Source organism: Paracoccus sp. (in: a-proteobacteria) (assembly GCF_046289755.1).
Lineage (GTDB): Bacteria > Pseudomonadota > Alphaproteobacteria > Rhodobacterales > Rhodobacteraceae > Paracoccus.
On record NZ_JBKBVD010000044.1, the window covers coordinates 1 to 24,090 of the forward strand.

The following is a 24,090-nucleotide window of genomic DNA, read 5'->3' on the forward strand; positions in this document are numbered from 1 at the left end:
CAGTTGCTGAAGATAAGAGGCCGCAAATGACCGCAAAGCAGGCGCGCAACGCAGCCTTTGTCACCATCGTTCTGATTGCGGCGGCGATCTGGGTGTTTCCGCTGTACTGGGCGCTGACCACGTCGCTGCGCAGCGAGGGGCGGATCGTGTCGGATGCCGGGGTGCTGATCGACGAGCTGAATTTCAGCGCCTATGCCAGCGTGCTGGCGACCTCGCAACTGCCGCGCTGGTATCTCAATTCGGTCGGCACGTCGCTGATCATCACCGGGGCGGTGCTGGTCACCGGCATGATGTGCGCCTATGCGCTGTCGCAATTGCGGTTTCCGGGGCGCAGGCTGCTGTATCTGCTGGTCGTGGCCAGCTTCATGGTGCCGATCCCGGCGCTGTATGTGGCGCAGTTCGTGCTGATGAACGATCTGGGCATGGTCAACAGCTGGGCGGGCATCATCCTGCCGCAGCTTGTCGTGCCGGTCGTGGTCATCGTCTACAAACAGTTCTTCGACGCCATCCCGCGCGAAATGCGCGAGGCCGTGCTGCTGGATGGTGGCGGTGAATTCACGCTGCTGTTCAAGCTGTATCTGCCGCTGAACTGGGGCATCACCGCCGCACTGGCCATCATCACCTTCATCGGGGCGTGGAACAATTTCTTCTGGCCGTTCCTGATCGCCAGCAGCGAAAGCATGATGACGATCCCGGTCGGCATCACCCAGGTCAATGACACGTTCGGCGTGGCCTATGCCCGGATGATGGCTTTGGCCCTGCTGGCGGCGGCGCCGGTGATCCTGCTCTATCTGATCTTTCAGAAGCGCGTGACCGAGGCGGTCATGATCTCGGCCGGGATCAAGGGCTGAGGCGGCAGGGCAGTCCCGTCCTTCGGCGGGCAGCAGCGCCCCGTTGCGACCAGATCATGTGACGGCGCGGCGGCAATGCCGCGCAGCCGGTCCAGGCCTTTCAGCCGCCCGATGGCCGGATACGGGATCTGACCCTTCATGGCCTTGCGCCCGGGCACATGGTCGAAAAGCCGACCATGATCCGGGCGCAAGGCCCCTTTATCGCTCCAACGTTTCCAGCGATTGTTGAGGGTCGTGGCAGGTCCATATTCGCGCGGCGCATCGCACCACCGAAAGCCGTTGCGATCAGAGTGTGTCGCGTTCATTCTGGTCTGTATCCTGCGGCGATGAAGCAGTTGAGGCATTCGTCCTCGGTGACGAGGTCGCAGATGGCTCCGACGGCTTTCCAGAGGTCATCGCAGGTTCGGGCTGCACCTGAGCACCGCAATCGCCAAAGGGCGCAAATCAACCGCCGGCTCCGGTCGCGGCTGGATGAAGGTTCAGTGGCAGGTCACGATCCCTCCTGAATGGCCATTTTACACCATCACTGCGCCATGCAGATTGAGGAAAAGCCCAATTTAGGGCCACGCGACGATGATGCTCAGCCCTCCGCATCTCCTGCGCGCCAGTAAGATACGATATGATGCTGGCCCTTTCGGAGGCCAAGATCGTCGCGGGCAAATTTACGCAATGCCCGGAACGCCCGGTCCTCGCAGCCAACCCAGACAAAGGGCGCGTCAGCAGTTGTCGGGGGCTTCAGGGAGGTGGCGTGATCCAGCAGGGCATCCGCCGATCCGACCCAGAGGATCTGCATTCCGGCTGGCGCCGGCAGCAGCAGCTCATCTGACGGATCATCCCGCTGGAGCAAGACATGACCACAGGCCTCTGCGGGCAGAACCTCCAGAAACCGCGCGATGGCCGGCAGGGCTGTCAGGTCGCCTGCAATGAGATACCAGTCGCGGTCGAGCGGCAGGCCGCCGCCACCGGGGCCGATCATTCCAATCCGGTCATCTGGCGCGGCAGATTGCGCGAAGTCCGAACCCGGACCTGCCGCGTCATCGTGCAGGACGAAATCAATTTCCAGCCATCCGGCCTTGGTATCGATGCGACGGATGGTATAGCGGCGGTCGAACGGGCGCACTGCTTCGGGTGGCCAGTGTTCAAGCCCGTCCTCTCCCAGCATGGGCCACGCGGTGTCCTCGGCATCTGGCGGGAACAGCAGCCGGACATGGATATGATCGAGGCCCGCGAACATTGCCAGATCCGCCCCGGCAAAGCGGATGCGGCGCATGCGCGGGGTCAGATCATCGCAGCTCTGGACCGTCAGCATGCGAAAATTCACCGGATGGCGCAGCTCTGATCCGTCCCCGGTCCAGCGGATCGACAGAGGATCAGACGAGAACTCGCGCAGGTGACCCGCGATAATGGCGCGCAGCTGCTGCAGGGCGGCCAGATCCGTGCCCTCGACCTGCGCATCGACTCCATCGCGGGTCTGGTCCAGCCGGGCGGTGCCAAAACTGAAGCACAGATGATGTCTGCATCCCTCGCGGCGGTGCACGGCGCCGTGGCTGGTCAGGTGGTCGCACATCTGGTCCAGCGTGGCCTCGGGCGAGGCCAGTGCGATCTCGGCACGGGCGATCAGGGTCTGGCTCATCGGATATCCTGTGTTCGGGTCAGGAAAGGTCAATCGCGCCGTCGATCATGATCTGCAGACGCCCGGCCGAGCAGGGCTCGACCCGCGCCGCCACGCGATAGACATCGCGCAGCATGGGCGGCGTGATGACATCGGCAGGGGGGCCGAATGCATGGAGGCGACCGTGCGAGAGCACGGCAACGTGGTCGGCCCATTGCGCGGCAAGCGCCAGATCATGCAGGACGACAAGCGCTGCACGGCCTTCAGCGGCCAGATCACGCACGCGGGACATCACGGTATGGCGGCGGTTCATGTCCAGCGCGCTGGTCGGCTCGTCCAGCAGAAGGACGCGCGGATCGCGCGCTGTCGCGAGAACAAGGCCCAGAACCTGCCGCTGCCCGCCAGACAGCCGGGTAACCGGGCTGTTTGCCAGATCATCGGCGCCATGGCGGGCCAGATGGGCAAGCGCGGCTTCGTCACGGGACGCAGAGCCGTGAGGCATGGCGATCATCACGCAGTCCAGGACGCTCATCCCGACAGGGTCGATCACGCCCTGCGGCATATGGCCGACCAGATCAGCGCGACGCAGGACGGAAAGGCGGGACAGATCCTGCCCGTCCAGCGTCAGGCTGCCACGGGCCGGCGACAGCCCCGCCAATCCCCGCAGCAATGTGGACTTGCCCGCGGCGTTCGGACCGATAAGTGCGGTCACGCTGCCCGGTGCCAGCGGCGGCAGGGTCACGCCGTGGACGACATGGGATCTGCCATAGCCGCAGGACAGATTGCTGACCGACAAGCCGGGGGTCATGCCAGCCCGCCCCGCAGGATCACGGCGAAGAACACCGGCAATCCGACCAGCGCGGTGACGATGCCGACCGGAACCACGACACCCGGCACGATCAGCACGCTGGCCAGCCCGGCAAGCGACAGGATCAGCGCGCCGGTCAGGGCGCTGGCGGGCAGCATCAGGCGGTGATCTTCCCCGACACAGCGGCGGGCGATATGGGGGGCGATCAAGCCGACGAACCCGATGATGCCGACAAAGGCCACGGCAGTTCCGGCCAGCAGGCTGATGCGGACCAGCGACAGAAAGCGTGCGCGACCGACCGCAACACCCATCGCGCGGGCGCGATCTTCGCCCAGCCTCAGGGCCATCAGGTCGTGGGCCGCGTGCAGCGACCATGGAACGGCCAGCAGCTGGACCCCGCACAGGACCGCCAGCGTCGCGGGATCGGCGCGCGACAGGCTGCCCATCATCCAGAAGACCAGTGACTGCAGCGCATCCGGGTTGGCGACATATTGGATCAGTGACAAAAGCGCGCTGGCGGTCAGCCCGATCCCGACACCGAACAGGACCAGCATGTCAGGACCTGTCCGGCGCAAGCGGATCAGCAGTTGCACCAGCATCAGCCCCCCGAAGGCAAACAGGAAGGCATTTGCCGGCACTGCCCAAAGCTGCGCTCCGGGCAGTGAGAGACCAAGGACGATGGCCGTTGCCGCACCAAGCGCCGCGGATGACGACACGCCCAAGGTATAGGGTTCGGCCAGCGGGTTGTTCATGACCGTCTGCATCTCGGCCCCGGCCAGCCCCAGTCCGGCCCCGGCCAGCAGCGCCAGCAGCGCCATTGGCAGGCGCAGTTGCCACACGATGACTTGTGTTGTCCGTTCGCCGCCTCCGGTCAGTGCGCCAAAGATCTCGGTTGCAGACAGGGTGGTGGGGCCGAAGGCCAGCGAGGCCAGCAGCGACAGGCCGCACCCTGCGGCCAGAAGGCCGATCAGCCGGCGCCGCCGTCGCCGGTCATGTCGATATTGCGCAAGCTGCGCCGCAGACGACATCATGGCACCGCGCCCTGATCGACCCACAGCGACCCCGTCAGGGGGAAGGCCAGAAAATCGCGATTGATCACCGCCAGCGTATCGGCGGGGTCAATCTGCGCTGCAATCTCGGGATGGATCCAGCGCGCGAATGCCTCGACTGCCAGCACATCCAGCGGAGAGATCGTCAACAGGTGCAAAATCCCATGAGAGCGACCGTCGCGGACCGCGCTCAGTTCCGACCGGAGACCTGTGGCCAGTATCCGGTCCAGCGAAGCTGTCGCTGCGTCCGGCGTGATGCCCATGCCCAGCACCAGCCCCTGCCCCAGCCCCGGCACCAGCCCCTGTGCGGCATCCAGCTGCGGCCCGCCGGTGGCGATCAGCACCTGCGGATCTGTGGCGATCAGATATTCCGGGCTGATCTTTCCCGAATACCCCGCGACCAGATCCGAGCCTGTGATCTCTCCTCCGGCAAAGCGGACCAGACGGCCCAGCCTGTTGTCCCGCCCCGGCACCCAGCAGCAATCGGGCGTGGCCAGCCCGTCGACCAGAACATCCGGCCGCGCGCCCACATCGCCGATCAGACGGGCGACACGGGCATAGCGCGCACGAACGAAATCACCATAGGCCCGCGCCTTGTCGCCCGCCCCCGTCGCATCCCCCAGCAGGGTCAGCGAAAAGACGACACGCTGATCGGGCGAAAGCCCGTCCAGCGCGGGTCCGTCCAGATAGATGACGGGAATTCCCGCCGCCTCCAGCCGGTGGCGGATCGGCTCCCACTCGGGGTCGAAATAGCGCATGACGTAAAGGTCGGGCGCCTGCGCCACGACGCTTTCCACCGAAAAGTCCGACGGGGTGGCCGACCCGGCCTGGGCGATGTCAGCGATCCGGGGAAACCGCCCGGCCAGTGCCGCCAGAATGCCCGGGTCCAGCCGGTGCGGCGCCGCCCATGTCGTGACGGGCGCCACCGGATCATCCAGCAGCAGGGCCAGAGTCAGGATCAGATCTGCCTCATTCAGCCCAAGACGGCTGGCAGGTCCGGGCAGCCGGACCTGCTGCCCGGACCCGTCCGACAGGATGACTTCCGCCCTGACGCCCGTGACGCACAGCCAGAGCGCCAGAGCGCAGGACAGCAGACGCAGCAGTGTCCGGGGCATGGGTTCATGCGGGCTATTGATCACCATGCGTAGCTCATCCTGGCCTTGACCGACCGGCCTTCGCCGTAGTTGCAGCTGCCGCCGGTGATGTTCAGGCATTGTGCCACGAAGCGCTTGTCGAACACGTTGCTGGCCGTCAGTTGCAGGGTCACACCTTCCGCCTGCGGCAGGGCACGGCCCAGATCATAGATGACGCCCAGATCCACCAGCCCATATCCCGGAATGCGCAGATCCGGTCGATAGTCCGCATCGGTCTGGTAATGCGAAACCCCGCGCAGACCAAGGCTGAGGTCCAGACCCGCGGTCCCCGCATCGCGATACTGCATCCACAGCCCGCCTTGATGGCGCGGCAGCCGCAGCATGTCGTTGCCGATCACGGTCGCATCGGTGGATTCCAGAATGTCCGAGGCCGAATAGGCATAGGACGCGATCACATCCAGCTGCGGCGAGACCGCGACCTTTGCCTCCAGCTCCAGCCCGCGCACGCGCTGCTTTCCCCCTTGCACGTCAGAGAACGGGTCCAGCGGGTCCGGCGTCAGAAAACCGTCCTGCGTCATGCTGAACAGCGATGCCGTGATCAGGCTGGACGTACCCTCGGGCACGTATTTCATTCCGATCTCGGCCATCCCGGAGGTGCTGGCCTCAAAGGGCCGCCCCTGGGCATCGGTGCCCAGCAAGGGCAGGAACGAGGTCGAATAGCTGACATAGGGCGAGATGCCACTGCCGAATTCATAGCTAAGTCCGACGCGCCCGGTCACGGCCTCGTCCCGCGTGGTGACCGTGGCATCGTTGGTCATCCGGTTGGTGCTGCGGATGCGCGACCGGTCATAGCGCAATGCCGCAGTGCCGGTCCACGCCCCCATCTCAACCTGATCCTGAAGATATAGCCCCGTCTGCATGCGGCGCTGCAGCCCTGACCGGGTGACCGCAGGGGGCACCACATCAATGCCATAGCGCGGATCGGTCATGTCCAGCCCCGGAACGACGCCCGGAGCGGAGTTGCCGAAATTCGTCGAAGATTCGACCCATCCATGATCCAGCCCCAGCAGGAGTGTATGCTGTGCTGTGCCGGTGGAAAACCGCGCCTCGGCCTGCGTATCGACGGCAAGACTGCGCAGTTCATCATCGGCCACCGCGCTGACACGGTTCAGCTCCGGCCCCGGAACGCCGGGAAACGCGCCCGGAAAGGCAAAGGCCGGGTTGACCAGCACAAGGAACATGTCCTGCTTCGACCGGGCATAGCGAAGGTTCTGCCGCACCGTCCATGCACCGTCAAAGTGATGTTCCAGCGCGTAGCCAATCGCCGCATAGTCGCGGTCGAAGTCATCTGCGGACGGGTCCCCCAGAAACAGATCGCGCGGAATCTCGCCCCCCGGATTGGGCAGCAACGTTCCATGGGCCGGATAGAACCGGGGACTGAAACTGTCCTCGTCCTTCTGGAAATAGCCATATCCGGTCAGCGTGGTCTGATCCGTTGGCGCCCATGTCAGGCCGGGGGCGAGCATCAGGCGGCGATTGCGCTCTTTGTCGATCTGCGTGCCCATGTTTTTTACCAGCCCGGTCAGCCGATAGCTGAGCGTCCCGTCCCGCGTCAGCGGCCCCGTGACATCGCCGCCCAGCTGCGCGCCGCCATCGGCCGATCCTTCGACAAAGACCTCGTGCATGGCCTCGGGTTGCGGGCGCTTGCTGACCAGATTGGCCAGCCCTCCCGGCACGCCTTGACCATAGAGACCCGAGGCCGGGCCCTTGATCACCTCGACCCGCTCCAGCGCATAAGGGTCGATCGCGGGGACCGCATAGCTGGACGGATCTCCCGGCAATTGCAGACCGTCCTGCCATGTATAGCCAAAGCTGTCATGGCCCCTGATCCAGTACCAGTCATAGCGGATGTCATATCCGTTCGACTCGGCCAGAACGCCGGGGGTATAGCGCAGAGCCTCGGTGACCAGATCGGCGGACTGCGCCTCGAACTGCGCGCGGGTGACGACGCTGACGGCCTGCGGTATCCGCGACAGGGGCGTCGCGGATTTGGTGCCGGTCCGGCTGGTCTGAGCAATCAGCGCCTCGCCGGATTCAGATGCGGCCTCGGCATGAAGGGTGATCCCCGGCAGCAGGATTGCGCCCGCCTGATCGGTCGGCTGCTCAGCTGCGACGAAGACGGGCGCACTGGTCAACAGCAGTGTTGCACAGACCCCAAGAACCCCTGCCCTTCGCAGCTTTGTCAGTTTGTTGTTCCGCATCAGACCCTCCGGGATTAACATATAAATATTGTCAGGATTGTGGCCGGTCTATGCCTGCGCTAGGGTTCTGCCAAGCGCCCGGCCTTTGCGTCCGCGCAGAGATGGCTTTGCGGACGTGCAAAACTGCGACGGCAGAAGAGAGAAACTCATGTGGCATCCGCGAAATGACCCGTCCGCCCATCCCGAGACACGCCGCATCACGATCCGCGACCTTGCCGGTCGCACCGGACCGCAGCAGCTTGACGTCCAGACCGAGGGTGACGAAGAACAGGACCTGATGCAGGGCCATTTCGTTCAGCAGGATCTGGGCGGCGGCCTCAGCCTGCATGGCGGCGATGTGCTGGAATGTCAGGCCTTCGACGTCCGCTCCGGCATCGACGAAGGGTTGTCGTGCATCTTCTTTCTGGATGGCCGGATCGAGACGATGATCGGTGACCGCAGCTTTCACTTTCAGGGAACGCGGCAACATCCGGTCAGTGCCCTGATGCTGATGAACACCGGCCCCGAAAGCTTTCACCGCCGGTCACCGGCACGGCAAAGGGTGACGCATCTGGTCGTCCATGCCTCGCCCGACTGGCTGGCGCATCACGGTTGCGATACGGTTGCCGATCATTCGTCGGCCAACCGCATTCTGAGCGATAACCTTGCCGGTCACCGTTGGACCGTATCTTCATCGGTGAAGACCATGATCCACTCGCTTCTCGACCTGCCGTCGCGGGTTGCCCCGCTCGAGCGTCTGCATGCCGAAGCCTGCGCCATTCAGATCATCGCTGAATCGCTTGGTCAGGCGACGCAAAGCTGCGCGGTTCCGGCGCATAAGACCGGGACGGCCGCGCGGGGCAGGAACATACTTGCACGGGCAAAGGAATTCATCGCGGGCCACAACACCGACGATCTGACCGTCGAGGCCATCGCCCGCGCCGCAGGTATCAGCGTCAGCGGTCTTCATGCCCTGTTCCGCCAGTATGAGCATTGCGGCGTTCTGGAATATGTCCGAAATCTGCGGTTGGATCAGGCATATGACGCCTTGCTGACCGGGCAAAGCACGATCAGCGAGGCCGCTCACGCCGCCGGATACCGACACCCCGCCAACTTCGCGACCGCGTTCAAAAGACGATTTTCCGTGCCGCCAATCTGCATCGCCCGCGTGGCGCGCGACTGATCCCTCAGCTTCCGTCGTCGAAGCGCGGCATTGGCCTGTCGGTTCCCGCCACGTTTCGGGCGCATGCGGCTTGTCTTGCTGCCTGAGTCCGGAATCGGACAAACGCCGCCCAGCTTGGCCGAGGCTGCTTCGGATCGGACCCGCTCTGGATTGTCTCCAACAGGTCTCCGCATCTCAGGACGGTCGAACAAGCCGGACCCGTATGCCGAAAAGCTGTCAGGCGGGCTGGTGACAGAGCCGTGCAAGTCGCCCAGGGACCGCACAGCACCAATCATCTGCACGCTGATCTGGTGCAGCCGGGCTTTGCCACAGGCATTGATCAGATCGTATCCGCAGGCGCGGATCAACACCAGATTTTCCTGCCTGTCAGCCTACGCGCAAAAGGACCCGCCCCACACCCGCATAGGCCCGCGCATGCGGCACACCCCCTTACCCTCCGCCCGCCTCACATCAGATGCGCGACCTCTGGCGCGGCCACAAAGCGCCAGTTCCTGCGCGGCCCGGCCATGACATTCAGATAGTACAGCTCGAACCCATGCGGGGCCGCGCAGGGGTGATGGCCGCGCGGCACCAGCACGACATCGCCGTCGCGCACGGCCATCAGCTCGTCCAGCGCGCCGTCATCGGTATAGACCCGCTGCACCGCCCAGCCATCACCGGGGTTCAGGCGGTGGTAATAGGTCTCTTCCAAATAGGTGATGCGGGGGAAATCATCCTCGTCATGGCGGTGACTGGGATAAGAGGACCAGTTGCCCGCCGGCGTGAACACCTCGGTCACCAGCAGGCTGTCGCAATAATCCTCGGCCTCCATGGCGATATTGTTGATCCAGCGCGTGTTGGTGCCCTCACCCCGCTGCGTCAGGGTGATCCCCTCCGGCCCGATCCGCCGCGCGGCATGCCCGCCATGGCAGGGCGCCGAGCAGACGGCGATCACGCAATCGGTCTCGGCCACGGCCTGCCAGCCCTGCCCGCCCGGCAGATACAGGCAATGCGGCGGCACCTTCTCGAACACATCCATCCGCTCGCCCAGCACGCCCCAGTCCTGCCCGGCGGCGCGGATCTGCGCCTTGCCCTCGACCATCACCAGGATCACCTCGCGATCGCCGGTCGCCCCGGCCGCGCTTTGCCCGGCCCGCAAGCGGTGCAGCGCAAACCCCACATAGCGCCATCCCGCATTGCCGGGCGTGATCCGATGCACCTCACCCGAGGTCCCGAACGGTCGTCGAAGGAGAGTGCTCATCCTGTGCTCCTGCAGTGGTCCTCAAATATCCCGGGGGGAATCCCGGCACGGGATGGGGGGCGGCGCCCCCCTCTGCCCCCTCCCCCGCCGCGCCGCTCAGGCACCGCTCCGGTCCAGCCCCGCCTCGCGCGCGGCAGCTTTCAGCGCCCGCAACCCCATCGACTGATACACCAGCGGATTGCGCAGATCCGGGTCCTGCTCGGCCTCGATGACCAGCCAGCCCTCATAGCCCGCCCCGGCCAGCACCCGCAGCAGCGGCACGAAATCAATCGCCCCCTCGGGATCACCCGGCACGGTAAAGGCCCCGGCCATCACGCCCTGCAGAAACGACAGCCCCTCGGCCCGCACCCGGTCGCAGACCGCGCGGCGGATGTTCTTGGCATGGACATGCCCCACCCGGCCCACATGCCGCGCCAGCACCGCCTCCGGATCGCCGCTGCCAAAGGCGCAATGCCCGGCATCAAACAGCAGCTGCGTCGCAGGCCCGGTCGCCGCCATGAAGGCGTCGATCTCACCGGGCGTCTCGACCACGGTGCCCATGTGATGGTGATAGACCAGTGTGATCCCCTCGCCCGCCAGATAACCCGCAAACGCCTCCATCTTCGCGCCGAACGCGGCCATCTCATCGCGGCTCAGCCGGGGCCGGTCATTCACCGCCACCTCAGGCAATCCATGCACCGTGTTCGAACATTCGCAGACGATGCAGACCTGACAGTCATTGGCCTTCAGCTTCGCCAGATGCGACTGCACCGCCGCAATCTCCTCCGCGACCGACCGCACAAGCAGTTCCGTCGAATACCAGCCCGAGACGAACCGCAGCCCATAGAACCCCAGCAGATCTTTCAGCTCAAGCGGATCCCCGGGCCAGCGATGCCCGTTCTCGATCCCGTCAAAGCCGATGACGCGGCCCGCCTCGTGCAGGATCTGCGCGGTCGGAATATGGGCGCCGATGCTCTGGTCGTCATCATTGGCCCAGGCAATGGGGTTGGTGCCGTAAAGGATCATGGCTTTCCTCAATTCATCACGTTCTGTTTCGCGGCCATCGCCAGATAGCGCGCATAAGCCTGTTGCATCCGGTCGGTACCCGCCACTTCCGGCACGGCCACGTCCCACCAATGCCCGGCCCCGCCAAAGCCCGGACCCTCGGCGGCCGTCGTCTCGATCACAATGACCGTGGGGATGTCGCGGCCCCGCGCGGCGGCAATCCCGGCCTCCAGCGCCGCAATATCGGCAGCCTTCACCGCATGGGCGCCCATGGACCGCGCATGGGCCACAAAGTCGATCGCGGGCTGTGCCGCGACATTGCTGTCCACATACATATTGTTGAAGGGCGCCCCGCCGCAGCCCTGCTGCAGCCGGTTGATGCAGCCATAGCCGCGATTGTCGGTCAGGATCACCGTAAACGGCACCCGTCGCATCACCGCCGTCGCCAACTCGCTGTTGGCCATCATATAGCTGCCATCGCCCACGAAACACAGCACCTCGCGGCCCGGTTGCGCCAGCTTCAGCCCCATGGCACCGGCAATCTCATAGCCCATGCAGGAAAACCCGTATTCCATATGATAGCCGCCCTGCGACGCCTGCCACAGCAGCTTCAGCGCGCCGGGCATGGTCCCCGCCGCAGACATGGCAATCCCCTCGGGCGCCGCCCGCTGAACCGCCCCGATCACCTGCGCATCATTCGGCAGACCGTCACCTTTGGGTGCCGCGCAATGGGCATCGACCGCCGCCAGCCAGGCGGCCCGCGCCGCCGCATCGGCCCTGAAGCGCCGATCGCCCAGCTCCGCGCTCAGCGCCTCCAGCGCCACCCGCGCATCGGCCACCAACGAGGCAGCCCCATGCTTGGCTGCATCATGGGGCTGGAGATTGATCCCCAGAATGGGCGCATTGAACAGGGTCCGCGATCCGGTGGTGAAATCCTGCAGCCGCGTGCCCACCGCAATCACCAGATCCGCCGCCGCAGCCGCCGCATTTGCCGCAGCCGAGCCATCCACCCCCGCCGCACCAAAGTTCATCGGATGGGCCTGCGCCAGGGCCGATTTCCCGGCCTGCGTCTCGATCACCGGGATGTTGTGACGGCGCGCGAACGCGTCCAGCACGCCTTCGGCCCCCGAATGGATCACGCCCCCGCCGCAGACAAGAACCGGCGCCGCAGCCCCCCGGATCATCCCGACCGCGCGGGCCAGCTCAGCCGCATCGGGCGCAGGCCGCCGGATCTGCCAGACACGCGGCGCAAAGAACGCCAGCGGCCAGTCATGGCCCTCGGCCTGCACATCCTGACAGAAGGCCAGACAGACCGGCCCGCATTCGGCAGGATCGGTCATCACCCGCATCGCACGCGGCAGCGCGGTCAGCAGATGCTCGGGCCGGGTGATGCGGTCGAAATAGCGCACCACGGGTCGGAAACAGTCATTGGCGCTGACCGTGCCATCGCCGAAATCCTCGACCTGCTGCAAGACCGGATCGGGCCGCCTGCCGGCAAAGACATCGCCCGGCACCAGCAGCAAGGGCAGCCGGTTCACATGCGCCACTGCTGCGGCGGTCACCATATTGGTGGCGCCCGGCCCGATCGAGGCGGTCACCGCCTGCGCCCGCCTGCGCCCATGGCCCTTGGCATAGGCAATTGCGGCATGCGCCATGGTCTGCTCGTTCTGGCCGCGCCATGTCGGAAAATCATTCCGCGCCCTGTGCAGCGCCTCGCCCAGCCCGGCCACATTGCCATGACCAAAGATCGCCCACATGCCCTCGATGAACCGCTCACCTTCATCGGTCATCTGCACCGACAGCCAGCGCACCATCGCCTGCGCCGCCGTCAACCGGATCGTCTCACTCATCGCCGAACCCTCCCGGACAGGCCGCAACCCATCCCTTCTTCTTCACAAAAATATCCCGCGGGGGGAATCCCGGAACGGGATGGGGGGCGCGAAGCCCCCCGGCCACCGCCCCCGGCAAGGTCCCCCATCTCCAGAGGCGCGCTCATGCCGCGTCCCGCCGCGCCCGGTCCCGCGCCGCGTCCCAGATCCCGCACAGCCGCGCATAGCGCCCGGCCATCTGCGCCACCGCCCCGGCATCGCTGACCCGGCCCGTCATCCAGCCCCGCGCCGCATCGCCAAAGATCGTGCGCCCGACGGCGAAGCCCTTGACCAGCGGAAACCGCGCCGCGACCGCGAAACTCTCGGCCAGATCCGCCTCGGGCGCATCCAGCCCCAGAACCACGATGCCGCGCGTGTGCCGGTCATGGTCCTCGATGGCGGCCACCGCGCGGGCCCAGCCCTCGGGCGCGGCCATCGGCTCCAGCTTCCACCAGTCGGGGAAGATCCCGGCCTGATAGAACTGCCGGATCAGGGTTGCGGTGGTGTCCGCATCGACCGGCCCGACCCTGGACGGAATCACCTCCAGCAGAAACTCCAGCCCGTGGCGGCGCCCGGCCTGGAACAGCCGCCGCACCACCGCCTCCTGCTGCGCCCGCAGCGCCGCATCGTCATCGGGATGGCAAAAGCACAGGCATTTGATGACATTCTCGCGCGCCCATTCCGACAGCCCGCCGAAGTCCGCACCCAGTTCCGGCTCGGCCTCCAGCGGGCGCGAGCCCGGCCATTCCACAGGCCGCCCGATCCACAACCCGGATCCGCTGGCCGCATGCAGCGCGCGCTTGCCGATCCGGCTGTCGCACAGGATGCCGTAACCCCCCTGCCCGTCCTGAACCTGCCCACCCTGCACCTGCAAAGCTGCCTGCAGACATAGCGCCTTGAAGGCGGCACCCCTGGCGGGCGTATAGCCCTCCATCTCTTCCAGCTGCAGGCGATGATCGAAGGCAAAGACCCGCATCGCCGACCAGTCACCCGACGTGCGGGTGTGGCGGTTGGTGGACCAGTGGATCTGCTCCAGGCCCGCATCGTTGCACAGATCGGGCTGCACCACGCCGCGCTCCAGGAAATACTCCAGCTCGGTCAACGAGGGATAGGCGGGCGTGCAGCCATGGCGGCTGACGGCAAAGGCGCCGCAGGCATTGGCATATTCCAGCGCGCGCGGCCAGCTTTCCCCGTCCAGCCAGCCCTTCAGCAGACCGGAAAAGAACCCGTCGCCCGCGCCCAGCACATTGAAGACCTCGATCGGAAAGCCCGGCCCCTGCTGGCCGCTGTTCCAATCCTCGATCTCGCCCTCGAAGGCCACCGCCCCTGCCGCACCGCGCTTGCAGACCAGCACCGCACCCGACACGGCCCGCACCGCGCGCAAGGCGGCCAGAGTGTCCGTGCTGCCGCCCGCGATGTGGAATTCCTCCTCCGTGCCCACGATCAGATCGAACAGATGCAGCGTCTTTTGCAGCTTTGCGGTGACAGTGGCGCTTTTGACAAAGCGGCTCTCGCCCTCGCCATGCCCGGCCACCCCCCAGAGATTGGGGCGATAGTCGATATCCAGCGCCGTCTGCGCCCCCTGCGCCCGCGCCAGTTCCAGCGCCCGCATCACGGCGGCTTCGGTCCGGGCATGCGACAGATGCGTGCCGGTCGCCAGCACGCAGCGCGCCTCCGCGATCAGGCTTTCGTCGATGTCATCCACCGACAGCGCCATATCGGCACAGTTCTCGCGGTAGAAGATCAGCGGAAAGCTGTCCTCGTCGCGGATCCCCAGAATGACCAGCGCGGTCAGCCGCTCGGGGTCCGTCGCCACGCCGCGCACATCGACCCCCTCGCGGACCAGCTGTTCGCGGATGAAGCGGCCCATATGTTCGTCGCCCACCCGCGTGATCACCGCCGACCGCAACCCCAATCGCGCCGTCCCGCAGGCGATATTCGTCGGAGATCCGCCGATATATTTGGCAAAAGACCCCATATCCTCAAGCCGGCCACCAATCTGCTGACCGTAAAGGTCAACCGACGAACGGCCAATCGTAACAACGTCAAGCGTCTTCATAAATGGTCTCCTCGATGCGGACGGGGCGACCGTCGGATGCGGCCATGGCGTGAATGATCCGCTCGATCCGCAGCCCTTCGGCAAAGCCGGGCGCGCAGGGCGCACCGCCGCCGATGGCACGGATCAGGTCGCGGCATTCCACCACCTTCTGTTCGTTGGAGCCGAAATTATGCCCCGGCGCGGGGCAAAAGGCGGCGAAATCGGGCTGGTCGGGGCCGGTCAGATGTCGGGCAAAGCCCGCCTCGCCTGCGCGATGGACCCACAATTCGTTCATGTGTTCCTGATCGAAGGCGATGCTGCCCGCGCTGCCGTGAACCTCCCATTGCAGCCGGCATTTGCGGCCCCATGCCACGCGAGAGGTCGCAAAAGACCCCTGCGCGCCGCTGGCAAAGCGGATCAGCGCCAGCGCGCTGTCCTCATTCTCGACCGCGCGGGGGCCGTCGGGCGAGGGGCGCATCGGCACCGCGACATGGGTCATCGCGGTCACTTCGGCCACCGGCCCCATCAGCGCGGTCATCACGCTGACCAGATGGCAGCCCAGATCGCCAAGCGCGCCCAGGCCCCCGCCCTCATGCGTCATCCGCCACGACCATGGCAGGGCCGGATCGGCGGAATAATCCTCGTCATAGACGCCGCGGAAGCTGTGGACCTGCCCGATGGCACCGCCAGCGACCAGATCCCGCGCCGCCTGAAAGGCCGGGCTGCGCAGATAGTTATAGCCCAGCAGCGTCACCTGACCGGGATGCCGGGCCGCCAGATCGGCCATCGCCTGCGCGTCGGCCAGCGTCAGGGCCATCGGCTTTTCCAGCCAGACATGCTTGCCCGCGCGCAGGGCGGCCTCGGCCATGGGGCGGTGCAGGGCGTTGGGGGTGGTGATGCTGACCACATCGACCAAAGGGTCGGCCACCGCCGCCTGCCAGTCATCCGTGGCGCGGGCAAAGCCGAACTGCGCGGCCATGGCGGCGGCGTTGGCGGCGTCGGCCAGAACCTCCAGCCGGGGCGGCGCGCCGCCAAAGACGGTCGCCACATTGCGCCACGCCATCGCGTGACATTTGCCCATGAAGCCGGTGCCGATCAGGGCGACGCCAAGCGACATCAGACCGTCCCCCCAAGGCTGCCTTCCAGCGCGGCCATTTCCTGACCGCCCGCCATCAGATCCTGCAATTCGGCGGCGTCGATATGGCCCTTGTCGGCGGTGCCAAGCGTCTGGCCCCGATTCAGCACGGTAAAGCGGTCGCCCACCGCCAGTGCGTGACGGACATTGTGGCTGATGAAGACCACGCCGACGCCCTGACGCCGCACCCGCGCAATCGTCGCCAGCACGTTCGAGGTCTGGCGCACGCCAAGCGCGGAGGTCGGCTCGTCCAGGATCAGCACCTTGGCGCCGAAATGGACGGCCCGCGCGATGGCCACGGTCTGACGCTCGCCGCCCGACAGGGTGCCCACGGCCTGATCGGGCGCGCGCAGGTTGATGCCCATGTCGCGCATCTTCTCCATCGTGATGCGGTTGGCGGTCTGGGTGTCGAACCGCTTGATGAAACGGCCCTTGGTCGGTTCGCGGCCCATGAAGAAATTGCGCGTCACGCTCATCAGCGGGATCATGGCCAGATCCTGGAAAACGGTGGCGATGCCCGCCTCCATCGCGTCGCGGGGACTGCCGAACTGCATCGGGCGGCCCTCGAAGGTGATGGTGCCCTCGGTCGGTTTGTGCACGCCCGACATGGTCTTGATGAAGGTCGATTTGCCCGCGCCATTGTCGCCCAGCAGGCAATGGCATTCGCCGGGACGCACATCGAAGGTCACGCCGTTCAGGGCGATGACATTGCCGAAATGCTTCTTGATGCCGTCCATGTGGATGATGGGGTCGGTCATGTCAGCGTTCCCCCGTCACACGTTTGCGGATGGCGTTGTTGAACACCACGGCCAGCAGCAGCATCCCGCCCAGAAACACCTGGAACCAGTCCTGATCAAAGCTGGTATAGGTCAGCCCGATGGTCACCATACCAAAGATGATCGCCCCGAAGAACGCCCCGATGGCGGACCCGTAACCCCCGGTCAGCAGGCAACCGCCGATGACAGCGGCGATGATCGCCTCGAATTCCTTCATGAAGCCGCGCCGCGCGTCGGTTGATCCGGTGTCGATCACGGTGATGATCGCGACCAGCGCCGCCGCGCAGGCGGTCAGCATGAACAGCGAGATCTTGACCCGACGCACCGGCACGCCGGAATTGGAGGCGGCGTTCTTGTCGCCGCCGGTGGCAAAGATCCAGTTGCCCGCAGGCGTGCGCAGCAGCACAAAGGTCGCGATCAGCGTCACCGCCACGAACCACAGGATCGAGACCGGCACGCCCGGCACCGCAGGGTTCCCCGAGGCCAGTTTCGCGGTCCAGCCTGCTTCCGCCATCCAGCGGAACAGCCCGCCAAAGGCGTGCCCCGAGAACAGCGGCGCCAGCCAGTCATTTGCGACCGCATCGCGCACGCCGCGCAACTGGGTCGCGCCGCCGGTGAAGATTTTCAGCCCGACCAGCGAAGCGCCGCGCAGGATGAACAGAAACGCCAGCGTCACGATGAAACTGGGCAGGCCGGTGCGGATCACGATGGCGCCGTTGACCGCGCCCACCAGCGCCGCGAACGCCATCGTCAGCGGAATGGCAAGGATCAGCGGCAGGCCCATATTCACGACCAGCACGCCAAAGATCATGCCCGCGAATGCCACCATGGACCCGATGGACAGGTCGAATTCGCCGCCGATCATCAGCATGGCGGCGGCGATGCCCAGAATGCCCAGCTGGGCGGCGGGCGTCATGAAGTTCATCACCCCGGCCAGCGTGAACATGGCCGGGCTGGCCGTGACCATGAAGAAGATCGTGACAAGGATCACCCCGCCGATGGCGCCCAGTTCCGGGCGTTTCATCAGGCGCGTGGTGATGGATTCGGTCTTGATCCGCTCGTCTGCGGATGCGCTGGCGGTCTGGGCCATTGGTTTCCCCCCTGAAGCGTTCGGACAGGGGCGGGCGCGGGCGCCCGCCCGCAGCGGATCAGCGGATGCCTTGCGCCGACAGGTCGATGACCAGCCCGGCCGCGTCCTGCATCACGAGGTTCGGACCCGAGGGCACGTCGCCGCCCGGCATCAGCCCGTATTCCGCATTCAGCGCCAGAAACACGACCGGCAGGTAGCCCTGCAGATATTGCTGCTGGTCGATGGCAAAGGCGGCGCGGCCTTCGGACACGGCCTCAAGGAAACCCGCCGACAGATCGAAGCTGGCGATCAGCACATCGTCGCGGCCAAGCGCCTGCACGGCGGCCACGGCAGGCTCGCCCACAAGGCTGGCGCCAAGGCCCAGCACGGTGTCCACCTCGGGGTCGGATTCGAGGGCAGCACGGACGCGCGACTGCACCTCGGTCGGGTCGTTCTGGGTCGGGATCACCTGCACCGGATGGCCGAAGCCTTCGGCAAAGCCCGCGCAGCGCTGGTCCAGCGACACGTTGCCGACCTCCTGGTTGACGCAGATGCCCTTGGTGCCGCCCATCTCGGCCAGCTTCTCGCCCGCCGCGACGCCCGCGTCATATTCCGACTGGCCGACATGCAGCAGCGCGCCCAGCTCCGAGGCGACATCGGCGCCCGAGTTCATCGAGATGACGGGAATCCCCGCCTCGACCGCGCGGCGGATCGACGGCCCAAGCGCGTCGGCATCGGGGATCGACACGACGATGCCGTCGGGGGCCTGATTGACGGCGGCGTCGATCAGCTGGCTCATGGCGACCATGTCAAAGATCTCGGGCGCGCGGAAATCGACGGTGGCGCCGGTATGCTCGCCCGCCAGCGCGGCGCCGTTCTTGACGACGGACCAGAACGGATCGTTGGCCTGCCCGTGGGCCACGACGATGATGTTCTGTGCGAATGCGGGCGCGGTCAGCGCCATCAGCGCGGCGGTGGCGGCAGCAGTGGTGAATTTGGTCATGTTTTCCCCTCCCAGGGTGGTTGATCCGGACGGCTCCTCCCGCCCGGCAGTTGTCCAGCGCGATGTGGCGCGCGGGTGTTCAGTGGCCCATGGCGCGGATCGCGCGTACAGAGCGGGTCACGATCGCCTCAAGCCGGTCGCGATAGCCCGGCCCCTTGTCAGTGTTGAACGGATCGGGGCCGGGCGCCGCAGGTTCCACGATCAGCGGGCCGCCAAAGCCGATGGCGTCCAGCGCGGCGAGTTGGGCGGCAAAGTCGGTATGCCCCTCGCCCACCGCGCCGCGATGGTTGTCGGCCAGATGATAGAGGCCGATCCGGTCGCCGCCTGCGCGCAGGGCGGCAGCGGGGTCGGCTTCCTCGATGTTCATGTGATAGGCGTCGGGCAGCAGGCGCAGGTTCGCGGCGCCCACCCGTCCGATCAGCGCCAGACCCTCGGCCACGCTGCGGATCTGGTGGCTTTCATAGCGGTTCAGGATCTCGAAGCAGACCGGCCGCCCGCCCGCCCATGCGCAGATCTGCGCCACGCTGTCGGCCAGATGCGCGTCTTCATCCGCCTGCGTCGAAACCGGGCGGATGCGGCCCACCTGACCGTGACAGCCGATGCGGGGTGCGTGGCCAAGCGCGGCGGCCCAGTCCAGCAGGCGGCGGTAATAGTCCAGCCCCGCGTCGCGGATGCCTGCGTCGGGATGGCTGATATCGGCGTCGCCCGGCGTGACCGACCAGATTTCCAGCCCGGCCTCGCGGAAGATGCGGCCCGCGCGGGCCGGGTCCAGCGCCAGATCGCCGTGGATCTCGACCCCTGTCAGCCCGGCACGGGTGGCGCGGGCGGCAATGGCGGCCAGATCCTCGCCGCCGAAAATCCATGTGCAGCAGCCAATCTCGCGCATCGTCTCAGCCCAGCATGTCAGGGGTGATCGCGACGGTCGCGCCGGTCTGCATCGACCGGGTCGCAGCCTCGGCGCAGGCCAGCGCGGCGACGCCGTCGCGCAGGCTGACCGGCATCGGCGCGCCCGTGGTGACCGCCTCAAGGAATGCCGCCCACTCGATCTCATAGGCGCGCATGTAACGTTCGAGGAAGAAATGCAGCGGCCTGGCACTGACCGCACCCGCCGAGGTGATCTTTTCGACGGTGTTTTCCAGCACGTTTTTCGCCGACAGCAACCCGCCCGAGCCCAGAACCTCGATCCGCTGGTCATAGCCGTATCCGGCGCGGCGCGAATTCTTGATGACCGCGATCCGCCCGTCTTCCCAGACCATGGTGACGGCGGCGGTGTCCACATCGCCCGCCGCCCCGATGGCCGGATCGACCAGCGCCGCGCCATGGGCGGTGACGCGGGCGGGCGGGCCGCCAAAGACCCAGCAGGCCATGTCGAAATCGTGGATCATCATGTCGCGGAACAGCCCGCCCGAGACCTTGATATAGCTGACCGGCGGCGGGGCCGGATCGAACGAGGTGATCGACAGCAGCTCTCCTGTCCCGATCTCGCCGCCGTCAAAACCGGCCTTCAGCGCGGCAAAATTCGGATCGAAGCGGCGGTTGAACCCGATCATCACCGGGCGGCCCGTGGCCTCGGCTGCGGCCAGCGTGGTCAGCGCGCGCTCCAGCGACAGATCGACGGGTTTCTCGCACAGCACGGCCTTGCCGGCGGCGGTGGCGCGGGTGATCAGGTCGGAATGCGTGTCGGTCGAGGTGGCGATCAGCACCGCGTCAATCGCGGGATCGGCGATGATGTCATCGACGCTGCGGGCCTCGGCGCCGATCCGGGCCGCCAGCGCCTGCGCCGCCTGCGCATTCACATCGGCCACAGCAACAAGACGGCTGGCCTGCGTCGCGGTCATGGATCTGGCATGGACCTGACCAATACGGCCAGCGCCCAGCAGCGCAACGTTCAGCATTCGGTATCCCTCCCTCGAATCGCCCCCTCAGGCGACCTGTCCACTCAGATTGCCGACCTTTGCTCGCGCGTGCAACAAAAATCTGCACGCGCGAGCAAACGCCTTCCTGCCGGGCGCGTGGCAGGGTAATGTGCGGCATGGACAAGGTGCAGGACAGTTCGGGCGCAGTGACCGCCGATGATGTGGCGGCGGCGGCGGGGGTGTCGCGCTGGACCGTGGCGCGGGCCTTCAAGAAGGATGCCTCGATCTCGCGCAAGGCACGTGAACGGGTGCTGGCGGCGGCGGAAACGCTTGGCTATGCGCCCGATCTGCTGGCCTCGTCGCTGGCCTCGGACCGATCCAATCTGGTGGCGATCATCACCAATGATTTTGCCAACCCGCACAAGCTGGTGCTGCTGGAGCGTCTGACCCGGATGCTGTGGACGCGGGGCTGGGGCACGTTGCTGGTGCATATGTCCGACAGTGACGATGCCTCGGCCGCGTTGCTGGCGGCCAGTCAGCGACGGGTCGATGCGGCGGTGGTGATCGGCACGCGGTTCGATGACCGGGTGCTGGACACGGCGCTTGGGGCGCGGCGGCTGAAAAAACTGGTGGTCTTTGCGCGTTACAGCCAGAACCCGAACACGCTGACCATCGCCTGTGACGATGTGATCGCCATGCGCGAGATCGCCGGTCACCTGCTGGACAAGGGCTACCGGCGCCCGGTCTTTGTGGCCGGTCCCGACACGCAATCGGCCAAATTGCACCGCAAATCGACCTTTACCGGATATTGGCAGGAACGCACCGGCACCCCGGTTCCGGCATTCCATGCGGATGCCTATGATTCCGGCGCCGCGATCGAACGGGTGACCGCGCTGCTGGCCGCGCAGTCACCCGATCAGCGCCCCGATGTGCTGGTCTGCGAGAATGACATCATCGCCATCGGCGCCATCGACGCGCTGCGCTGCCATCTGGGGTTGCGGGTGCCGCAGGACATCGCCGTGACCGGGTTCGACGACATTCCGCTGGCGGCCTCGCCCGCCTATCTGCTGACCACCTATCGCCAGCCGATCACCGCCATGACCGAAAAGCTGCTGGAGGTGCTGGAGGGCAAGCTGTCGCATGACGTGCACCTGCCGGGGCGCTTTATCCCGCGCGGCACGACCTGACGGGTCCACGCTCGCCGGGGTGATTGCCTCTTTCCACCGGGGCTGTTTTGGTGTGTCTCGCAGCAGGAGGTCGGGATGGCAGTCTTTCTGGGAATCGATGGCGGCGGCACCGGATGCCGCGCGGTGGTGGCGGATGCCGCCGGCTGCGTGCTGGGGCGCGGTCAGGGCGGACCTGCCAATATCAACACCGATGTGCGGCTTGCCGCCGACAGCATCCTTGCCGCCACCGAGCAGGCCGTGGCAGGCACCGGCATCGACCCGCGCCGCCTGACGGCGGTTCTGGGGCTGGCGGGTGGCACCATGCAGGGCGCAGTCGCGCGCCTGACCGAGCACCTGCCCTTTGCCCGGCTGCGGATCGTCAATGACGGGATCACGACGGCCCGTGGCGCGCTTGGGGCAGAGGACGGGGTTCTGGCCGCGATGGGGACGGGCTCGGTTTTTGCGGTGCAGCGTGGCGGGCAGGTGCGGCAGGTCGGCGGCCGTGGCTTTCTGCTGGGCGATCAGGGCAGCGGCGCTGTGCTGGGCCGTGCATTGCTGGCGCGCGCGCTGTTGGCGTCGGACGATCTGGCGCCGATGACGCCGCTGCTGCGCGCCGTGCTGGACGAACATGGCGGCATCGAGGGCATCATCGAATTCGGCAACCGCGCCCGGCCCGTGGATTTTGCCCGCCTCGCGCCCCGGCTGCTGGAGGGTGACCCGGCCGCGCAGCCGATCCTGTCCGAGGCCACGGCACAGGTCGCGCAGATCCTGACCATTCTGCGTGCGGGCGGCGATCTGCCGGTGGTCTTTACCGGGGGGCTGGGGGCCCACTACGCCGCCCGGTTGCAGCATGATTTTCCCATCCGCCCCGCCCGTGGCACCGGCCTCGACGGCGCGCTGGCCATGGCGATCGGGATGGGGGCGATCGGGATGGGGGCGATCGGGATCGACTGCGGGCGATGACCGATGTGCTGGCGGGCGCCCGCATCTTTGACGGCGCGCGGCTTCTGGACGGACATGCGCTGGTGATCGAAGGCGGCCGGATCACCGCGATCCTGCCCGAGGTTGACGCCCCGCCCGCGACGCAGCCTGTCACGGGCATTCTGACGCCGGGCTTTGTCGATCTGCAGGTGAATGGCGGCGGCGGGCGGATGGTCGATGGCACCACCGACCTGGCTGCGCTGCGCGACATCTGCGCCACGCATCAGCGGCTGGGCTGTGCGGGCATCCTGCCGACGCTGATCACCGACCGGCCCGAGGCAACCGCGGCCGTGATCGCTGCTGGCATCGCTGCGGCCCGCGCGCAGGTGCCGGGCTTTCTGGGCCTGCATCTGGAAGGCCCGCATCTGGACCCGCGCCGCGCGGGCGCCCACGACCCGGCGCTGATCCGCCCGATGTCGGATGAGGATCTGGCGCGGCTGATCGCCGCCGCCCGCGCGCTGCCGGTTCTGATGGTCACGCTGGCGCCCGAGGCCGCGACCCCGGCCCAGATCACCGCACTTGCGCAGGCGGGGGCCATTGTCAGTCTGGGCCACAGCGATTGCGATTACGACACCGCCCGCGCGGCATTCGCGGCAGGCGCCCGCTGCGCCACGCATCTGTTCAACGCCATGAGCCAGATGGGCCATCGCGCGCCGGGGCTGGTCGGCGCGGTCCTGTCGGGCGGCGCCCATGCCGGGCTGATCGCCGACGGCCTCCATGTCCACCCCGCCATGATGCGGATCGCGCTGGCCGCCCGGCCTGACGGTCTGTTTCTGGTCAGCGATTGCATGGCCTTTGCGGGCACCGGCCTGACCCGGCTGGACCTGCATGGCCGCACCGTCCTGCGCGAAGGCGGGCGGCTGAGCCTGCCCGACGGCACGCTGGCGGGCGCCGACCTGCGGCTGGATCAGGCGGTGGCGCTGCTGGTCCGCGATCTGGGCGTGGCGCCTGAGCGGGCGCTGGCCATGGCGACCAGCACCCCCGCCGGGGCGGTCGGGATCGGCGCGCGATTCGGCGCGCTGGCGCCGGGGCGTGTGGCGCATCTGACACGGCTGGACGATGATTTTTGCCTTCGCGCGGTCTGGCATAGCGGCGCGTTTCAGGCTATCCCCGCCATCTGACTGGAAAAACGGCCTC

At 66.7% G+C, this 24,090-nt stretch carries 20 protein-coding genes and 1 pseudogene; 5 read left to right on the top strand and 16 right to left on the bottom strand.

Annotated features, from left to right (window positions below):
• The first annotated feature begins 26 nt into the window (after window positions 1-26).
• The gene (locus ACK41U_RS14835; RefSeq protein ID WP_409681637.1) at window positions 27-851 is read left to right on the top strand and encodes a carbohydrate ABC transporter permease; all 825 of its coding nucleotides are present in this window, start codon (window positions 27-29) and stop codon (window positions 849-851) included.
• 194 nt (window positions 852-1,045) lie between these two features.
• Here the strand turns inward: ACK41U_RS14835 and ACK41U_RS14840 are convergent.
• The 6 genes and pseudogenes from ACK41U_RS14840 to ACK41U_RS14865 all read right to left on the bottom strand — a co-directional run.
• Window positions 1,046-1,138: pseudogene (locus tag ACK41U_RS14840) on the bottom strand (IS5/IS1182 family transposase); the annotation flags it as partial.
• Between the two features lie 293 nt (window positions 1,139-1,431).
• Complete coding sequence (locus tag ACK41U_RS14845; protein WP_409681639.1) at window positions 1,432-2,484, bottom strand: DUF2218 domain-containing protein; 1,053 nt, start codon at window positions 2,482-2,484, stop codon at window positions 1,432-1,434.
• 19 nt (window positions 2,485-2,503) lie between these two features.
• Window positions 2,504-3,271 (bottom strand): ABC transporter ATP-binding protein, encoded by a 768-nt coding sequence (locus ACK41U_RS14850; RefSeq protein WP_409681640.1) that lies wholly within the window; start codon window positions 3,269-3,271, stop codon window positions 2,504-2,506.
• On the bottom strand, window positions 3,268-4,302 hold the full coding sequence (locus ACK41U_RS14855) for a FecCD family ABC transporter permease (RefSeq protein ID WP_409681641.1): 1,035 nt from the start codon (window positions 4,300-4,302) through the stop codon (window positions 3,268-3,270). The genes ACK41U_RS14850 and ACK41U_RS14855 overlap by 4 nt, the downstream gene beginning before the upstream one ends.
• The gene (locus tag ACK41U_RS14860) at window positions 4,299-5,462 is read right to left on the bottom strand and encodes an ABC transporter substrate-binding protein (RefSeq protein ID WP_409681643.1); all 1,164 of its coding nucleotides are present in this window, start codon (window positions 5,460-5,462) and stop codon (window positions 4,299-4,301) included. The genes ACK41U_RS14855 and ACK41U_RS14860 overlap by 4 nt, the downstream gene beginning before the upstream one ends.
• Entirely contained in the window at window positions 5,456-7,609 is a 2,154-nt protein-coding gene (locus ACK41U_RS14865) for a TonB-dependent siderophore receptor (protein ID WP_409681645.1), read from the bottom strand. Before ACK41U_RS14865 ends, ACK41U_RS14860 begins: the two co-directional genes overlap by 7 nt.
• A gap of 214 nt (window positions 7,610-7,823) precedes the next feature.
• On the opposite strand from ACK41U_RS14865, the gene ACK41U_RS14870 reads away from it, so the two are divergent.
• A complete protein-coding gene (locus ACK41U_RS14870) occupies window positions 7,824-8,837 on the top strand; it encodes a helix-turn-helix transcriptional regulator (RefSeq protein ID WP_409681647.1) in 1,014 nt (337 codons plus the stop codon).
• Window positions 8,838-9,282: 445 nt separating this feature from the next.
• On the opposite strand, the gene iolB is transcribed toward ACK41U_RS14870, so the two are convergent.
• The 10 genes from iolB to iolG all read right to left on the bottom strand — a co-directional run bounded on the left by iolB (window position 9,283) and on the right by iolG (window position 20,845).
• A complete protein-coding gene (gene iolB, locus ACK41U_RS14875) occupies window positions 9,283-10,077 on the bottom strand; it encodes a 5-deoxy-glucuronate isomerase (protein WP_409681649.1) in 795 nt (264 codons plus the stop codon).
• A 96-nt stretch (window positions 10,078-10,173) separates the two neighbouring features.
• Window positions 10,174-11,082 (bottom strand): myo-inosose-2 dehydratase, encoded by a 909-nt coding sequence (gene iolE, locus ACK41U_RS14880; protein ID WP_409681650.1) that lies wholly within the window; start codon window positions 11,080-11,082, stop codon window positions 10,174-10,176.
• Window positions 11,083-11,090: 8 nt separating this feature from the next.
• Window positions 11,091-12,911: a 3D-(3,5/4)-trihydroxycyclohexane-1,2-dione acylhydrolase (decyclizing) gene (gene iolD, locus ACK41U_RS14885; RefSeq protein WP_409681652.1), complete on the bottom strand. Its 1,821-nt coding sequence runs from the start codon at window positions 12,909-12,911 to the stop codon at window positions 11,091-11,093.
• Between the two features lie 142 nt (window positions 12,912-13,053).
• The gene (gene iolC, locus ACK41U_RS14890; protein WP_409681654.1) at window positions 13,054-14,988 is read right to left on the bottom strand and encodes a 5-dehydro-2-deoxygluconokinase; all 1,935 of its coding nucleotides are present in this window, start codon (window positions 14,986-14,988) and stop codon (window positions 13,054-13,056) included.
• Window positions 14,975-16,084, bottom strand: coding sequence for a Gfo/Idh/MocA family protein (locus tag ACK41U_RS14895; protein WP_409681656.1), 1,110 nt, complete (start codon window positions 16,082-16,084; stop codon window positions 14,975-14,977). Before ACK41U_RS14895 ends, iolC begins: the two co-directional genes overlap by 14 nt.
• Window positions 16,084-16,860 (bottom strand): ATP-binding cassette domain-containing protein, encoded by a 777-nt coding sequence (locus tag ACK41U_RS14900; protein ID WP_409681658.1) that lies wholly within the window; start codon window positions 16,858-16,860, stop codon window positions 16,084-16,086. Before ACK41U_RS14900 ends, ACK41U_RS14895 begins: the two co-directional genes overlap by 1 nt.
• Before the next feature lies 1 nt (window position 16,861).
• The gene (locus ACK41U_RS14905; protein ID WP_409681660.1) at window positions 16,862-17,968 is read right to left on the bottom strand and encodes an ABC transporter permease; all 1,107 of its coding nucleotides are present in this window, start codon (window positions 17,966-17,968) and stop codon (window positions 16,862-16,864) included.
• Window positions 17,969-18,026: 58 nt separating this feature from the next.
• A complete protein-coding gene (locus tag ACK41U_RS14910) occupies window positions 18,027-18,950 on the bottom strand; it encodes a sugar ABC transporter substrate-binding protein (protein ID WP_409681662.1) in 924 nt (307 codons plus the stop codon).
• Between the two features lie 79 nt (window positions 18,951-19,029).
• The gene (locus ACK41U_RS14915; RefSeq protein WP_409681663.1) at window positions 19,030-19,836 is read right to left on the bottom strand and encodes a sugar phosphate isomerase/epimerase family protein; all 807 of its coding nucleotides are present in this window, start codon (window positions 19,834-19,836) and stop codon (window positions 19,030-19,032) included.
• A 4-nt stretch (window positions 19,837-19,840) separates the two neighbouring features.
• Window positions 19,841-20,845, bottom strand: coding sequence for an inositol 2-dehydrogenase (iolG, locus tag ACK41U_RS14920; protein ID WP_409681665.1), 1,005 nt, complete (start codon window positions 20,843-20,845; stop codon window positions 19,841-19,843).
• A gap of 137 nt (window positions 20,846-20,982) precedes the next feature.
• Between iolG and ACK41U_RS14925 the strand changes: the two genes are divergently transcribed.
• From ACK41U_RS14925 to nagA, 3 genes are all read left to right on the top strand, one after another.
• Window positions 20,983-21,993, top strand: coding sequence for a LacI family DNA-binding transcriptional regulator (locus ACK41U_RS14925; protein WP_409681667.1), 1,011 nt, complete (start codon window positions 20,983-20,985; stop codon window positions 21,991-21,993).
• A 75-nt stretch (window positions 21,994-22,068) separates the two neighbouring features.
• Complete coding sequence (locus tag ACK41U_RS14930) at window positions 22,069-22,935, top strand: BadF/BadG/BcrA/BcrD ATPase family protein (RefSeq protein WP_409681669.1); 867 nt, start codon at window positions 22,069-22,071, stop codon at window positions 22,933-22,935.
• Complete coding sequence (gene nagA, locus ACK41U_RS14935) at window positions 22,932-24,074, top strand: N-acetylglucosamine-6-phosphate deacetylase (protein WP_409681671.1); 1,143 nt, start codon at window positions 22,932-22,934, stop codon at window positions 24,072-24,074. The genes ACK41U_RS14930 and nagA overlap by 4 nt, the downstream gene beginning before the upstream one ends.
• Window positions 24,075-24,090: the final 16 nt, after the last annotated feature.